Consider the following 15,880-nt stretch of genomic DNA (forward strand, 5'->3'; position numbering starts at 1 on the left):
TCAGACCTCCTGAACGTGGGTTCTTCTCGCCTAGATTGTCCTACGTGCCTCGATGGCCCTCCCCAGGGTCACCTCGTCCGCGTACTCGAGGTCCCCCCCCACGGGCAGGCCACTCGCAAGACGCGACACCGCAACGCCCAACGGACGGATGACGCGGGAGAGGTAGGTCGCCGTGGTCTCGCCCTCGACGTCGGGGTTGGTGGCCAGGATGACCTCCTTGACCGATTCGTCGGCAAGGCGCTGGAGCAGCTCCTTGACATGCAGCTGGTCGGGCCCGATCTTGTCCATGGGCGAGATCACTCCCCCAAGCACATGATAGAGCCCGTGGTAGGCGCCCGTACGCTCGATTGCGGAAACGTCACGGGGCTCCGACACCACGCAGATGGTCCCCCGGTCGCGCGAGAGGTCCGCACAGACGTCACAGGTGTCGCGCGTGGCATACGAGAAGCACACCGGGCAGAAGTGGACCTGCTGCTTGACCTGCATGATGGCCCCACTCAGCCTACGGGCCGCCTCGACGTCCGCCTCGAGCAGCCAATAGGCTATGCGCTGTGCCGACTTGGGGCCGATGCCCGGCAACCTGCCCAGCTCGTCGAGCAGGCGCTGCAGAGCCCTGCCGTCGCTTGTCGTGCCATCCGGCGTGCGGGCGTCCACCCTAGAACAGCCCCGGGATGTTCATGCCACCGGTCACGGAGCCCAGCTGCTGGTTGGCTGCGTCCTGGGCGCTGGAGAGGCACTCGTTGACGGCCGCCAGGAGGGAGTCCTGGAGAAGCTCGACGTCAGCGGGGTCGCAGGCGTCGGGATCGATGGTGATGGAGGTGATCCTCATGTCTGCCGTCCCCTCGACCTTGACCATGCCGCCGCCGGCAGAGGCCGAGACGGGGATGTCCGCGAGACGGTCCTGGGCGTCGGCCAGCTGCCTCTGCATCTTCTGGGCCTGCTTCATCATCTGCTGCATGTTCATGCACATCTCTCCTCTTCGTGGGGCCTTGGGCGGTTGGGGTGGTTAGTCGTCGAGGTCGTCGTCTTCCTCGGGGTCGGGCACGAACTCGTCCTGGGCGTCGTAGTCATCGTCATCCAGGCCCACGGGGTCTTCTGCGACGTCGGACGGGGACTCGACGCTCATGTTGACGCCCGTGCCAAAGACGTCGGTCAGCATCGACATGATGCTTCGCGCCTCGTCGGGCAGGACATCGGGTTGGGTTGTCGGGCTGGGCTCGGAGGCGGGAGCCGGCGCGGCCGTCGACTTGGGTGCGGGAGCCGGCGCGGCCGTCGGCTTGGGTGCGGGAGCCGGTGCGGGCTCGGCCGGCACGTCGTCGTAGGGGACCTCCTCGTACGGAGGCGCGTCATCCCACGGGGCCGGATATGGGGGGGCCTCCTGGACAGGGGCCCCCGCTTCCCCGGCAGCGGGGGCGCAACGTGGCGCGGGAGCGGACGGGGGTGGCGTCGGCGCAGGCGCGGGCTCTGCGCGAGGCGCGGGTGTGGGCTCTGCGCGAGGCGCGGACACGGGAGCCGAGACGACCTCGCGCTTGCTGCGGGCGATGTCCGCCCCCCTGAGGCTCGACTCGGCATAGGTCAGCGAGCGCTCCCCGAAGACCGCGGAGACGGCGCGCTCCACCACGTCACGGACGTCGGGGCGCTCGAGCATCTTGCAGGCGAAGGCGGAGCCCTTCGGCAGGTTGATGAGCAGATGAGAGCCGTCATCCGAGACGGGTGTGGACGCCATGAGCAACGAGCCGCGCGGCGGGTTGGTCCGGACCAGCCCGTCGACGACCTGCCTCCACTTACGCTGCAGCTCACCCGCGTCCGTGATGGCGCCGCGCACGCCGGGGGCCGCGGGGGCAGGGGCGGAATCCGTTGCGGCAGGCGATGCCGCCGCGGGGGCAGGGGGCACGGCGGGCGTCTCCGGAGCGGGACCAGGAGACGCGACGGGCTTCGGCTGGGTCGCGGGAACGGGATGTGGCTTGGGGAGGGGCGCGGGCTCGATCCCAGGCCGCGACGATGCGGTGGCAGGCCGGACGGACTCCCGCGGTGTCGGGACGCCGGATGCCCTGAGCGAGGCCAGCTGATGCTCGAGGCGGGAGATGCGGTCGGCCAAAGACTCGAGCGTCAGATCGCTCTTGGGACGGGCGATCCTGGTGAGGGCGACCTCCAGCACCAGTCGCTGGTTGGTCGCAGTGCGCATCTCGCTCGAGGCGGCACTGACGCAGTCAAGGGCATGGGCGACGCGGTCCACAGAGCCAAAGGCGAGCGCCTCGTCCTTGAGCTGGCGCAGCCCCTCCTCGTCCGCATCGACGACGCCTGGCGTCGCGCCCACGGCGCTGACGACGTAGACGTCGCGCAGGTGCGCGGCAAGCTCGCGGGAGAACTGCAGAAGGTCGCGACCGGCATCCACCAGGTCCGCGACCGTCCCAAAGAGCGAGGGGACGTTCCGCTCGGCCATGGCGCAGGCAACGCTTGCCAGCTGGGAGCCTGACACCTCGCCGAGAAGGTCACGGGCTGCCTCGACCGAAATCTTGCCGCTCCCGAAGACGGAGAGCTGCTCCAGGGTGGAGAGGGCGTCACGCATGCCACCACGGGCGTGGCGGACGACGAGTTCGATGGCTGCCACATCGTAGGAGAAGCCCTCCTCGTCACAGACCCGTGTCAGGTGCGCCTTGATGTCATCGTTGCCGATGGCATGGAAGTCGAATCGCTGGACGCGGCTGAGGATGGTCTCGGGAATCTTCTGCGGGTCTGTGGTGCACAGGACGAAGAGCGTGTGCTCGGGCGGCTCCTCGAGGGTCTTGAGCAGCGCGTTGAACGCTGCCGTGGTGAGCATGTGGACCTCGTCGATGATGTAGACCTTGTAGCCGCCGCGGACGGGCGCATAGCTGACGCGGCTGATGATCTCCTCGCGTACGTTGTCGACGCCGGTGCGCGAGGCGGCATCGAGCTCGTACACGTCGGGATGGTCGCCGCTGGCGATGAGCCTGCACTGCTCGCAGCTGCCGTCAGGCAGGTGGCCGGCACCCCGCTCGCACATGAGCGCCTTGGCTAGCAGGCGCGCCATGGTGGTCTTGCCCGTGCCGCGCGGGCCGCAGAACAGGTATGCGTGGCTGGTGCGACCCTCAAGCACCGCATGCTCGAGGGTCGAGACGACGTGCTGTTGGCCGACGACGTCCGCAAAGGTCTGCGGTCGGTACTTGGTGTAGAGCGATTCCATGGCGCCTCCGATGGCCCCTGCGGGGCGGTGTCTGCTAGGCGTCAAGTATACCCGCGGACACAGCCGGCGCCCGTGGCTCCACGGAAGGTTCGGCGCCGTCGGGAGTGCCGGCGGCGAACGGGACGAACCCAGGGACGCTTGCCGAGGGGAGCTTAGGGCAGCAGGCCCAGACCGCGGGCCCGCGCACGGAACTCCCGGGGCCGCAGCACACGGACTCGCAGGAAAAATCCGCTTTCGTCACCCGTGACGAGCGCGATTCCCGCATTGGGGACGCGGATGGTCTCGCTCCTGACCTTGCGCACCAGGGCCGGTCCCTCGCCAAACTCGAGGAGCACGTACCTGAAGAGCGCCCCATGGGCCACCACCAGCACGTTATCGCCGTCCTGAGCCTCCTCATACATGCGCGCGAACGCCGACCTCACGCGAGCACGCACCTGGGCACCCGCCTCACCGCCATAGCGCGAGAAGTCCTGCGCCATGAAGCAGGCGGAGAAGCGCAGACGGTAGCGCTCGTACGGCTTCCCGTCCAGTGTGCCAAAGTCAAACTCCCTCAGGTCAGGAAGGCTTGTGGGCACAAGGCCCCTGCCCTCGAGGAGGATCGACGCAGTCTGGCGGGCCCGCCCCAGAGGCGACACGTAGCAGCGGGCAAAATCAACGTCCCCAAGGGCGCGTGCGCTGTCGCGCACCGCGCCCAGGGACTCCGGCGCCAAAGGCGAGTCGACATCGGCACCCTGGATGATGCGGTCGCGGTTGAACTCCGTGCGGCCATGGCGGACGTAGAGGAAGTCGACCCGCTTCACACCCTGCTTCATATGACCCCCCGGCTGCGGCCAAGACCGCGCGTCCCCCTCGGCGCGCCCTCCCTCAGGCGGCACCCTTCGATGGCATGATCCAGAACTTCAGCAGAGGGAAGCTCACCACCACGGCGAGCAGCGTGTTGACCACCGACGCCACGGTACCGGCCAGACCGGCGCCCATGCCAAACGCCTGCTGGCAGAAGCCCGTGACGTAGCCAGGCAGGATCAAGTTCACGACGACGATGAGGACCGCCAGGAGGGCATACTTCCAAGCGGCGTCACCGAAGGAGGCGTCGGACTTGAAGACGAGCTTCATCTGCACGAAGAAGTTTACTACCTGCGCCAGGACCTCGGCTATCAGGAAGGTCACGAAGCCGCCGACGCCATTGGATCCTGGCGCCGTGTAATTGAAGATCAGAAAGCCGAACGGAGTTGCAAGGCCCAGGGCGTCGATGAAGACCGCCGTGCCCAGCCAAGTGCAGACGAAGCGCGTTATGGTGCTGACGTTGCTGAGAATGTTGAACTTGATGAACTCCCACAGCGGCTGATGGTGCTCGGCCCATTCCTTGAGTGCCATGCGCCTTCCCCTCCTAGACGTGCGCGGAGCGCCGCTCCCTAGAGTCTCTTGGCAAACGATGCGTCCTTCATCCGGCCGCTCGCGAACGCCGCCAGGATCGGCAGCAGGACCCAAAGCGCCCACGCCAACACGCCCCAGCCCAAGCCGCCGGAAAGCAGCCAGACGGCCACGGCGGGGACGATGCCCAGGACGCCCCAGCCCTTTGCCTCGCGCACCAACGCGTCGACGACGCCCATGCAGACGGGCGGGGCCATCTTTGCTATGGCGTGCAGCGGCATGTTGTAGACGAACTCGACGTTGAGGTCGGGTGCGCCCTTGGCGAAGTTCCTACGGTGCAGGTGCCCCAGGATGCCACCAACCAGCCAGAGAAGCGGGCTGCGCGTATGACCGAGGTCGCGGAAGCACATGTCGCGGCCTATCTTGACCCCTGGGCTGGGGGCGGCACGGCCGAGCAGCGCCTCGAACTCGGCGTCAGGCACGTTGGCCACACAGCCGCTCTGGTAGGAGGGAAGCCCCACGCCTTCGTAGGGGTCGGGCGCGCCAGTGCCTGCGACCTCGGCCGTCGCGGTCAAGCGAACGTCCTCGCACGACGCGCCGACGCGCAGCTCATAGCTGCCACCCTCGACCTCCCAAGAGCCCGTCCTTGGGTTGAAGTAGCGAAACGCCTTGTCATCCAAGGGGATCGTGACCTCGCGGGACTCGCCTACCGCAAGCTCCACGCGCGCGAAGCCCTTGAGCTCCTGGGTGGGACGGAACACCTTGCGGCTGGGCAGCGCAACGTAGAGCTGGGCGACCTCGGCACCCGCCACGTCACCGGTGTTGGAGACCACGAAGGTCACCGCCTGGGGGACGCCCTCGGCATTGGTGACGACCCTCTCGTCTGCGTAGGAGAAGGTCGTGTAGCTCAGCCCGAAGCCAAACGGGAACGCGACGGGGACGGAGGCGCTCTGGTAGTAGCGGTAGCCCACGTAGAGCCCCTCGCGGTACTCCGCCGTGGCCCCTTCGCTGGGGAAGGTCCCTGCTGTGGGCGTGTCGGCAAGGGAGAGCGGCCAGGTCTCGGCCAGATGGCCGGAGGGGTTCACCTTGCCCGTCAGCACGTCCACGGCGGCATCGGCACCCGCCTGGCCGCCTAGGGCCAGGTATAGCAGGGCGTCGCAGTCCTTGGCCCACGACGTCTCGACCACGCTGCCTGCAGACAGCAGCACCACGACCTGCCCGCAGGTGGAGCGGATGCGTTCCAGCAGGTCGATCTGGTTCTGGTTCAGGCGCATGCGGGTGCGGTCGGCACCCTCGGTCTCGTCGGACTCGCCCAGCCCGAGGCACACGAGGGCGACCTCGGCCTTGCGCGCAAGCTCCTCGGCTGCGGCGAGCTTGCCGGCGTCGGCCTGGCCATCGCGGTCGAAGCCGGGCTCGAAGCCCACGAGCGAAAGCTCGTCGCTGTCCCCTATGACGTCAAGCAGCGAGTCCAGCCTGGTGCAATTCACCAGAGAGGATCCTGCCCCCTGGTAGCGGGGAGCGCGCGCAAAGTCGCCGATGAGCGCCACGCGCGTGCCGATTGCGAGCGGCAGGGCGGCACGCTCCTTGCCCGCAGGGACGTCGTTCTTCATCAGCACGATGCCCTGTGCGGCAACCCTGCGGGCAAGCTCGTGGTGGGCGTCGACGTCGAACGTGGCCGGCGCGGACTTAACCGCCTCGTCGGTATGGAAGACGAGCGCAAGCGCCTCACGTACACGCACGTCGACCACGGACCCCTCGATCAGCCCTCCTCGCACGGCATCCACCAGCTCGCGCACGGAGTCCAGGCCGGGATCGGGCATCTCGAGGGTGGAGCCCGCGGCGACGCCCGCGACGTGGTCGACCGAGGCGCCCCAGTCGGTGACGACCGCGCCGCCAAAGCCCCATTCGTCGCGCAGGACCTCCTGCAGCAGGTGGGCGTTCTCGTTGGCGTACGTGCCATTGACCAGGTTGTAGCTGCTCATGATGGCCATGGGGTGGCTCTCGCGCACCACGGTCTCGAATGCGGAGAGATAGAGCTCCCGCAGCGTGCGCTCGTCCAGCACGGAGTCGGATGCCTGGCGGCGCGTCTCCTGGCTGTTGACGGCAAAGTGCTTGGGACACGCGGCGACGCCCTGCCCCTGGATGCCGCGCACGAAGCCAGCCGCCATCTTGCCGGCAAGGTAGGGGTCCTCGCTGAAGTACTCGAAGTTGCGACCGCAGAGTGGGCTCCGCTTGAGACAGAGCCCTGGCCCCAAAAGGACGTTCACACCCTGGACCTTGGCCTCCATGCCCAGGGCGGCGCCCATCTCCTGACCCAGCTCGGGGTTCCAAGTGTTGGCGACGGTCACCGCCGTGGGAAAGCAGGTGGCAGGCAGGCTGCCGCCGATGCCCAGGTGGTTGGCACCCTCCGCCTGATGACGCAGGCCGTGGGGGCCATCGGAGAACTGGAGCTCGGGCACGCCAAGCCCCGGGAAGGCGCGGGTGCCGAAGGCGGTGGCGCCGGACAGCAGCGCGCACTTCTGCTCGAGGCTCATCTTGCCAAGGACGGACCCCACCCTGGCGTCCAGCTCGCAGCATGCGTCCGCTCTCTCATCATTCAAGGGCGTTCCTCCTTCTCATCAGTCTTCGCATCTAACGATATGCATACGCAAACCGCATCGGCGCAAGACAACGCAATTGGTCGCTTTTGGGGCGCATCTGGTCGCACTCGTCACCAAAGAAGCGGCAAAAACGGGACCGGCCTGATGGGCAGGCCGGTCCCGCCGCAGGTCACGAGTCACCTTGGAGAGAGACGTGGCGGGGGAAGGGGCTCGCGTCCGCGACGCATTCCCTGACGCGGGAACTATGCATCCCGCACCGCGTTGCACTTGACCTGGCGGTAGCTCAGGAAGCCCAGGAGGGTGGCGAGCAGTACCAGGACGACGGTTGCGGCGTAAACGCCATACTGCCACGGCGCGATGCCATACTTGATGATGGTACCCGGGGCTATGCCATTCACCGCGTTGGAGTTCACGACGGTGTAGAGAATGTTGTGCATGGCCTGGCGCATCTGCGAGACGGTAGTTGCGCCGTTCGCGTTGGGGATGGAGCCGGACATCGCGGAGTAGGTCAGCTGCAGGTCGTTGCCTGCGGCAAGTGCGGCAGACTTGTCCATGTAGCCGTACAGGTTGAAGTCCGTGATGACCATGCCGCGGAAGCCCCACTCGTCACGCAGGACGTTCGTGAGCAGGCTCCTGCGACCGCCGGTCCACTCGGTGCCGATGTAGTTGAACGAGCTCATGATCCCCGTACAGGCCTTGGCGGTCCTGGTCTGGACCTCGCCCCTCCCATCAAGAAACCTCTCCTCGTAGGTGGCGTCCTTGACCGTGATCTCGAACGGCCTGAGGTAGACCTCGCGAATGGTCTGCTCGTCAGCCCAGGTCATGAGATGCTGGATGCGATAGCCCTCCTGGTCGTTCAGGGCGAAGTGCTTGACGTAGGCGTAGACGCCGTTGGAGGCAGCACCAGAGACCTCGGCGGCACAGATGTTGCCCGCAAGGACGGGATCCTCGGAAAAGTACTCGAAGTTGCGGCCGGCGAAGGGACTGCGGTGCGTGTTGGCCGCAGGGGCGTACCAACCGCTATAGCCCGAGGAAAGGGCCTCCTGGCCAACTGCCTGGCCAACGGCATAGATCAGTTCCTTGTTCCAGGTCTGGGCCATGACGTACTCGGAGCAGTAGGCGCAGTTGCCCGTGGAGCCGGTGAGCGAGGTGAAGCCAGCGGGACCATCGGGGTCGCTCGTCGCGGGCTTGGAGATGGAGGGAACCTCGGCGGTGTTGTAGGCACCGTCGTTTATGACGGAGGTCATCTCGTCGACGGTCAGCTGGTCGAGCAGCTTATCCCACAGGGGATCGTCGTAGTCCTTGCCGCGCAGGTCGATCAGGGAGACGCCGTTGCTGGCGCCCGTGGTCGGCATCTGGACGCCGGGGTCCCCTTGTGCCTGGTACTCCGTGATGCTTACGCCTACATCAGAGCTTGCCTTGTCCTCGGCGGGCTTGGGGAAGGTACCCGCGAAGTCGGCACGGGACATGACGCCACCGTTGTTCCTCATGTACTTGGTGGTGTCAGCAAACTCGTTCTGAATGTCATTACCTGTCGCGGAGTCCTTGGTGATGGTCCTGGAATCTAGGGCGAGAGCCTTGCTGTCGACAACGGTATGCGAATCGGTCCGCAGGCTGACCACGTAGTCACCGGCATCAAGCACGTAGGCGCCCTTGCCTCCGTTGGCGCTGGAGTCCCAGGACGCCATATCGTCGATGTCATAGGCGAGCTTCAGGGTCTGGCTCTCCCCGGGCTCGAGGAGCTTGGTCTTCTCGAAGGCACCAAGCACGACGGCACTCTTCTCGACGCCTCCCTTAGTGTAGGGGGCACTGTAGTAGATCTCGGCGACCTGCTTGCCCGCAACCGGGCCAGTATTGGTGACGGTCACGCTTGCGGTGACGGTCTTGCCGTCATTCTCGACCGAGTCAAGGGTCTCGGAGAAGGTCGTGTAGCTCAGACCGTAGCCAAACGGAAACACGACGGCCTGATCGTAATCGAAGCCGGTGTAGTTGCCTGCTGCGACCTCAGCGGCAGCGGTCTCGTAGTAGCGGTAGCCAACGTAGATACCCTCCCTGTACTCGGTGAAGTAGGCGGTGCCGTCAGAGGGTGTGTTGTTGTGGTTCGTGCCGTAATAGTCCGAGACGTCGGTGTAGCGCTTGCCCCCGAAGTTCTGGAAGGTGGGGTCCTTGGTGAAGTCTGCGGACCACAGGTCGCAGGTCTTGCCGGAAGGGTTCACCGCACCGGAGAGGATGTTGCCCACGCCGTTGGCACCCGAGGCTCCCAGCGAGCCTATGTTCAAGATTGCGTCGACGGAGTACTCGCCGCTCATCAGGGAACCAACCTCCATGGTGGTGGAGCAGTTGAGAAGAACGACGACCTTGTCGCAGCTCTGCTTGGCCGCAGTGATGAGTTCCTTCTCCTCGCGGGTCAGTTCGAGTTCGTGCTGGCCCTCCTCGTAGTTTGCGGTCTCGTTGTTGTCTGTGAAGTTCTTGGAGACGCCCGAATCGAGGCTCTCCTTGAGGTTGGTAGAGAGGTCGCCGCCCTCACCGCCGCCGCGGCCGATCACGATGACGCCCGTGGTGCCCGTGACGGAGTACTGGACATCGGCGGGATAGTCAGACCAGGGTATCTCACCGATGTAGTAGCTCGCCGTGGAGGGCGAGTCCATGGTGATGTCTGCCTTGGCGTAGTTGGGGTAGTTCTGGCTGATCCAGCCGTAGGCGGTGTCGTTGATGGTGAAGCCGGCGTTCTGCAGCCCCTGGCAGAGGGTCACGCAGTCGCTGGGGTCAACGGTGCCCGAGCCAGCCCCACCATAGACGGCGTCGGCCGCGTAGCGGCCAAGGAGGCTGACCGTCTTGCTCGTGTCCAGCGGCAGGGCATTGTTGTCGTTCTTCAGCAAGACGGCACCCTCGCCCTCGACCTCGGCGACGACGTCCTGGGCGGCGCGGTTGGCCTGATTGCGGCCACGATACTTGGCGTCATAGTAGTTGGCGTCCCAGTTCTCGGAGCCCTCGGCCACGACAGTCTGGGACGGGCGTCCACCCAAGTAGTGGTCGAGTAGCGAGCTGAACATGCTCGTACCCACGTTCAGGGCGATCGCAAGCGCGACAAGCGCGACCGCGAACACGATCTTGGCGACCGGCCTCTTCCTGCCTTTCACCTTGGCTTGCTTGGCCATCTGCTCTCCCATCTCCCTTCTGGTATTTGACGCGTGGAGTCATCCCGCGCTCTCTCCTTGCATGTAGATAAGCTATACCGACCCGAAATACGTCCAGCAGCCAGCAAGAGGCGCCGGGCGATACGGCGGCTATGCCTCGGGGTGCGTCAGGGGGTCGACCGCATACTTCTTAGTGCGCTCGTCGGAGATCTTGCCGGAGTAGTTGAGGCCAAAGGCGAAGTCGTATTCGTTACCGTCCGCGTCGACGTAGCAGTCCATGTCGCGTGGGACGTCCTCGAGCTGCTTCTCGACGGTATCCATGTCCTTGGGCATCTGCATGGGCAGGAGACCGGAGGGCTCGGACTGACCGGCAACGATCTTACAGGCGGCCTCTGTGGAACCGGACATGGAGACCAGAATCGCGTCGACCTCGGTCTCGAACTCATAGACGCACATGGGCTGGGTGATGTCCAGGATCACGATGCAGGGCTTACCGACCTCCTTTGCCAATTTGGCAGCATCGAGAATCTGATCGAGCTGGCTCTCGTTAGTGATCATCGAGGTGCGGCCATAGTAGGAGCGGTTCTCCATCTCGATGCCCTCCGCGCTTTCATGCTCGGCCCACTTGGATCCATCGGCAGGGTCGCCCGCGATGGAAGTCTGACGCACGTTGGCACCGTCAGCAGTGTAGGGGCGGTACTGCAGGGACAGTGGAATGTAGTTACCGTCCTGGTCGACGCCTCGGCGAGACGAGGCGTTGTTCGGCGCTTGCGCGCACACGAGGACGAAGTCGACGTCGCCGATGTCGGCGGCAGTAAGACGGATGAGGTCGGCCTCAGTAGGCGTGGCCTTGCCAGTCTTCTCGTCAACGGGGCCACTGAGGTTCTCGGACAGGCCATCAGTCACGATATCGAAGTACTTTTGAAGCGTGCCCTGGGTAAGCGGAAGCTCGCACTTTGCAGAAGAGGTGGTCCACTTGACGGCACCCATGCCTGACGCCGTGGTGGCCTCGGGCGTGAAGCGCATGGGAACGTAGGCCTTCGGCTTTACGGAGTCCTCGGACTTCCTAATCACGTTACCGTGGTTCTTGAGCATGACGATACCCTTTACCTGGGCTTCAAGTGCAGCCTGCACCGTCTCGTCGTTCTCGTCAACCTTATCGATGTCCTTCTTGGCCTTGCTGACAGAAACATAGGGATCTTCGAAGAGGCCCGCATTGAAGTAGGCTAGGAGTAGACTCTTGGCGACGTTGGTGAAGTTGTCCTTCGCTTTTTCCTCGCCGACCTCCGCCTTCATAGATTCATAGGCAGAGACAAGCAGGGTCGGGTCGTTGCAGCCGCCCATCTGATCGACACCCACAGAGACCGCCTTGGCGGCACGCTTCGCGGGATTCCACCTTGAGGTGTCCTCAAGGCCCCAGCACGTCCAGATTCCATTGCCGGGATCGTTGAGGACCGCCCAGTCCGTGCAGGCACCGCCGACGAAGTTATACTTGCCACGAAGAAGCTCCGTGATCTTGCGTTCTGAGAAACCAGACCCTACCAGTTCACCATACTCGTTGTTCTCGTCGAAGGCGATTGTGTACGAGGTCATGACGGTAGCAGCACTACCGGTCTTGCCATCAAGTTTGAAGGCCCCGTCGACAAAGGGAATGGTCAGGGCCTCGAAGTTCTTACCGGGATAGACGGCAAACTTTCCGCTATCAGTGTAGCCCTCACGACCGCCCTCGCCTGGACCCTCAGCGGGCCAGTGTTTGACCATGGAGACGAGGGATTTTGTTCCCCACCCTTGATCCTCGCCCTTATCGTCGACCGTGGACTGCAGGCCATCGATGAAGGACTTGACGGTATCGCGCGAGAGCGCGGGATCCTCACCAAAGGTACCATTGAAGCGAGCCCAACGCGGATCTGACGCAATGTCGGTCTGAGGACCAAGGAACATGGTTACGCCCATGTCACGAGCGATACCCTGACCGGCCTCCTTGGCGACCTGGGGATCAAAGGCAGCCGCGAGCGCAAGGTTGCCGGGCCAGTCGGTGCAGTTCTTGCCAGCGCGAGGATCGGACGAGAAGAGCACGGGAATCTTGTTGTCAGATGACTCGGCATAGGCCTGCATCGCATTCGAGAACTCAGCCTGTTTGAATGCGGGATAGGTACTCATGGCATTGAGGACCGCGCGTACATTGCCGTCGAGGAACTTCTTGCGCTCGTCGTTCACGAGCTCGTCCTCCTTAAGCTCGCGCTGATGAGCCGAGAAGCACATAAGGCCGGCAATCTGCTCGATGCTAAGACGGCCGGCCAGATCATCCGCACGCTCTGACGCAGAGAGACGCCAATCCTCGTAGGGGACAAGCTCGCCAGTACCCTCGAAGTCCTTAAAGGCATATCCGTCCTTCTCAATGAGCCTGAGCCCCGATTCGGGCGAGTAGGAAAGCTGCTTTCCCCTGCCGTTGTCGACTACGTTGTAGCCGTCCTCGGTCGTCGTTTCGGTGTAGCCGTTGCCCCTGGGATAGGGGGCACTGTTACCAGAGCCCGAGCATGCAGAAAGCCCGGCAACGACGGCTGCCGCCGCCGAGCCGACGAGGAAGCTCCTGCGCGTAAGTTTTTTGCTCATCTTAGACTCTCCCTTATCCAGGTGGGTGCATGCACGGTTGCACAGATCGGATCCATAGCGAAATCCGGTCCGACGACTGTGCCTTGGTCTAGCCGTAGAAATCGAAGTCGATGTTGTCAAAGTCAGCGATGCCGAAGTCGGAGGCGGTACCCTTGAGGGTGGCGTTGTCGACGACCTCGAGCTTGATGTCGCCCTTGGAGAGGTGCAGGGTCAGCTCGGACTTGGTGCCCTCCCAGGTACCCTTGTCGCTCAACAGGTCGGCGTGCTTCTCGAGGGGCTTGACCTCACAACTGCCGTCGTCCTTGACGATGACGTCGAGCATCTGCTCGTTGCCACCGGCGGTGCCGTAGACGGTCTGACCAGTGATTTCAACGGAGCCGCGCCACTGTCCGACATAGGTCTTGTTGGCGTCGAAGTCGGAGCCCTGCGTGCTTGCGGCAGACGTGTCCGAACTCATCGTGGCAGAGCCGTCACCGCCGTTGCCACAGGCGGCAAGTGGTGTCGCGAGTGCCAGCGCCAGCGCACCGGCGATGATGACGCTTCTCTTCATGTCCATGTCTCTCCCCCTTTGCATCTTTTGCCAAGATGCGTTAAGCCCTGCCGCCACATAAGCGACGTCCTCCACGGCTCACATAGTGCGACAGAGGCGTAGAAATATGCATTCCTGAACATGACCTGTCGAGAAAGCGGCCTGAGTTGCACTCACCAAACGGCAAGCGGTGTGATACAAGATGGGTAAGCGGCGAGTGGCATATGGCAAACGGTGACCTTTGACGCCGAGGCCACCCAGAGCATCCATAGAAGCCTAGGACCAATGGAGCCGAAAGGAAGCACGTGTACCATTTTCTGATCGTCGATGACGAGGCCGAGGCAGCCGCAAGCCTACGCAGGCTCGTGGAGCGCTACACGCGCTCGCACCAGCTTGAAGTCGACATCCAGTGGATGAAGAGCGCGTTCGAGTTCATGGACTGCAAGAAGAGATTTGACCTGGTGTTCATGGACATAGAGCTCCCTGGTATCAACGGCATGGAGGCCTCGGGGATGCTGCGCACCTACGATGACGAGACACTTATCATCTTCGTCACGAACCTGGCCCAGTACGCGGTCAAGGGCTATGAGGTCGGCGCGCTCGACTTCGTGGTGAAACCGGTTAGCTACTCAAACCTCAGGATGCGCCTCGACCGTGCCATGCGCATCCTGAGACGCAACACCGGGAAGAGCCTCTACGTCCCCACCAAGTACGGGATGCACGCATTCCCCCTTTCCTCCCTGCTCTATGTCGAGATACGGGGTCACAACCTGAGCTACCACCTCGAGGAGGGAGACCCCGTAGAGGTCCGTGGAACGCTTGCCAAGATAGAGGGGGACCTCGACCAGGCTCAGTTCGTACGCATATCCAACAGCTGCATCATCAACGCCGGCCACATACGGTCAGTCGATGGCTCGGACGTACGCATGTCGAATGGCGAGGTGCTCGCCATGAGCAGGACAAGGCGCAAGGCGGCATTGGAGGCATTGGCGAACTACTTTGGGGGCAACTGATGAGTTTGCCCTACCCCGTCATCTACATGGTCAACGCAGTGTTGTTCATAGCCCCCGTCGTTATACTGTCCCTGCAGCTTCCCCGACGCACGCACTACTGGCTGCGTGTGACGTTGGCATTTCTCGTACTGTTTGTGGAACTCTCGTTGCAGTTCCCCGACGCGTGGTTCCACTCCACGCTCAGTTCCATGGCCGCGATGTCACTCTACTTCACACTGGTCATCGTCATCCTCGTCCTGACAGTGCTCTTCTGTAACGAGACCAGCATCTGGGCGGCATCGTTTTGCGCCGTGGTAGGCTACACCGTAGAGAACCTGGGGGCGGGGACCGCCGAACTCGTGGGCATCCTGATCCGCCACCTGCACGTCATACCACTCCTGGGACACGAGTACGCACGGACCGTGGTCTGCTGCACGTTAGTGGTAGCCGTCTTCGCAATCGTCGTACGCAGGGGCGTGCACCTGCAGTCGCTGAGCCTCAACCCCAGCAAGATGAACGTCCTGCTGGTCTTTGGGGCCGTGTTGATAAACATCGTCTTCGACCTCGCCATCAAGTATGCACGCGCCTTCAACCTACCCCAGGGCTTCTCCATGCTGTTCCGCATCGTGGAGCTTGCCATATGTGTCTACGTGATCGTGATGGAGTTCGAGATCCTATACAACAGACAGCTATTGCTGGATGCAGCGACAACGGAACGCATGATGCGCGACCGCGAACGACAGTACCAGCTATCTAAGGAGAACATCGAGGCAATCAACATCAAGGCACATGACATCCGCCATCAGATTCGCCACCTGCATGACGGAAAGGACGGCATTGCCGTGGGCAGGGAGGCATTGGCCGACATCGCACGACAGGTCAATATCTACGACTCCACCGTCAAGACCGGCAACGAGGCGCTTGACACGATTCTCACCGAGAAGAGCCTCGTGGGCGAGCAGGAGCAGATTACCCTGAGCTGCATCGTCGACGGCAAGTCTCTGGGCTTCATGTCCCCCACCGACCTGTACGCGCTTTTCGGCAACGCCTTGGACAACGCGTTCGAGGCCGTGCGGCAGATAGACGACCCGGAGCTCCGCAACATCTCGCTTTTGGTACGCGTGACTGCAGGCATGGTGTCCATACACATGGAGAACTACTACGCGGGGACGGTCATCTTTGAGGAAGGCATGCCGCAGACCACCAAGAAAGACAGGCTCAACCACGGGTTTGGCACCAAGTCCATGCGCATCATAGTGGGGCGCTACGGAGGCACCATGACCATGGGCACCGACGATGAGACGTTCTATCTCAACATCCTGATCCCCATCCCGCGCGCCTAGGTCATCGCCTGGTCGCCCATGCTTCGGTCTTCTCGCCGCAACGGCGTCTGGTCGCACGGGCATGGCCGGGCGCCTGAGAAGGTCCCTGCG

General features: G+C 63.6%; 11 protein-coding genes. 2 read left to right on the forward strand and 9 right to left on the reverse strand.

Annotated elements, in window-relative coordinates; all coding sequences use genetic code 11:
• Positions 1-30 precede the first annotated feature (30 nt).
• The 9 genes from recR to OLSU_RS08645 all read right to left on the reverse strand — a co-directional run bounded on the left by recR (position 31) and on the right by OLSU_RS08645 (position 13,482).
• Positions 31-654 carry a recombination mediator RecR gene (recR, locus tag OLSU_RS08605; RefSeq protein ID WP_013252557.1) on the reverse strand — a complete coding sequence of 208 codons (624 nt, stop codon included), beginning with the start codon at positions 652-654 and terminating at the stop codon, positions 31-33.
• 1 nt (position 655) lies between these two features.
• Positions 656-964 carry a YbaB/EbfC family nucleoid-associated protein gene (locus OLSU_RS08610; RefSeq protein ID WP_013252558.1) on the reverse strand — a complete coding sequence of 103 codons (309 nt, stop codon included), beginning with the start codon at positions 962-964 and terminating at the stop codon, positions 656-658.
• Positions 965-1,006: 42 nt separating this feature from the next.
• Positions 1,007-3,205, reverse strand: a complete 2,199-nt coding sequence (gene dnaX / locus OLSU_RS08615) for a DNA polymerase III subunit gamma/tau (protein WP_013252559.1) — start codon at positions 3,203-3,205, stop codon at positions 1,007-1,009.
• A gap of 152 nt (positions 3,206-3,357) precedes the next feature.
• Positions 3,358-4,017 (reverse strand): histidine phosphatase family protein, encoded by a 660-nt coding sequence (locus tag OLSU_RS09215; protein WP_013252560.1) that lies wholly within the window; start codon positions 4,015-4,017, stop codon positions 3,358-3,360.
• A gap of 52 nt (positions 4,018-4,069) precedes the next feature.
• Positions 4,070-4,579: a PTS cellobiose transporter subunit IIC gene (locus OLSU_RS08625; protein WP_013252561.1), complete on the reverse strand. Its 510-nt coding sequence runs from the start codon at positions 4,577-4,579 to the stop codon at positions 4,070-4,072.
• A gap of 38 nt (positions 4,580-4,617) precedes the next feature.
• Positions 4,618-7,176, reverse strand: a complete 2,559-nt coding sequence (locus tag OLSU_RS08630) for a glycoside hydrolase family 3 C-terminal domain-containing protein (protein WP_013252562.1) — start codon at positions 7,174-7,176, stop codon at positions 4,618-4,620.
• Between the two features lie 242 nt (positions 7,177-7,418).
• Positions 7,419-10,334, reverse strand: coding sequence for a glycoside hydrolase family 3 C-terminal domain-containing protein (locus tag OLSU_RS08635; protein ID WP_013252563.1), 2,916 nt, complete (start codon positions 10,332-10,334; stop codon positions 7,419-7,421).
• A 129-nt stretch (positions 10,335-10,463) separates the two neighbouring features.
• Positions 10,464-12,926, reverse strand: a complete 2,463-nt coding sequence (locus OLSU_RS08640; RefSeq protein WP_013252564.1) for a glycoside hydrolase family 3 N-terminal domain-containing protein — start codon at positions 12,924-12,926, stop codon at positions 10,464-10,466.
• A gap of 88 nt (positions 12,927-13,014) precedes the next feature.
• Positions 13,015-13,482, reverse strand: coding sequence for a hypothetical protein (locus OLSU_RS08645; protein WP_013252565.1), 468 nt, complete (start codon positions 13,480-13,482; stop codon positions 13,015-13,017).
• A 278-nt stretch (positions 13,483-13,760) separates the two neighbouring features.
• Between OLSU_RS08645 and OLSU_RS08650 the strand changes: the two genes are divergently transcribed.
• Entirely contained in the window at positions 13,761-14,468 is a 708-nt protein-coding gene (locus tag OLSU_RS08650; RefSeq protein ID WP_013252566.1) for a LytR/AlgR family response regulator transcription factor, read from the forward strand.
• Complete coding sequence (locus OLSU_RS09220) at positions 14,468-15,790, forward strand: ATP-binding protein (RefSeq protein ID WP_013252567.1); 1,323 nt, start codon at positions 14,468-14,470, stop codon at positions 15,788-15,790. The genes OLSU_RS08650 and OLSU_RS09220 overlap by 1 nt, the downstream gene beginning before the upstream one ends.
• Positions 15,791-15,880: the final 90 nt, after the last annotated feature.

It is taken from the genome of Olsenella uli DSM 7084, assembly GCF_000143845.1.
In the GTDB taxonomy this organism is placed as follows: Bacteria; Actinomycetota; Coriobacteriia; order Coriobacteriales; family Atopobiaceae; genus Olsenella; species Olsenella uli.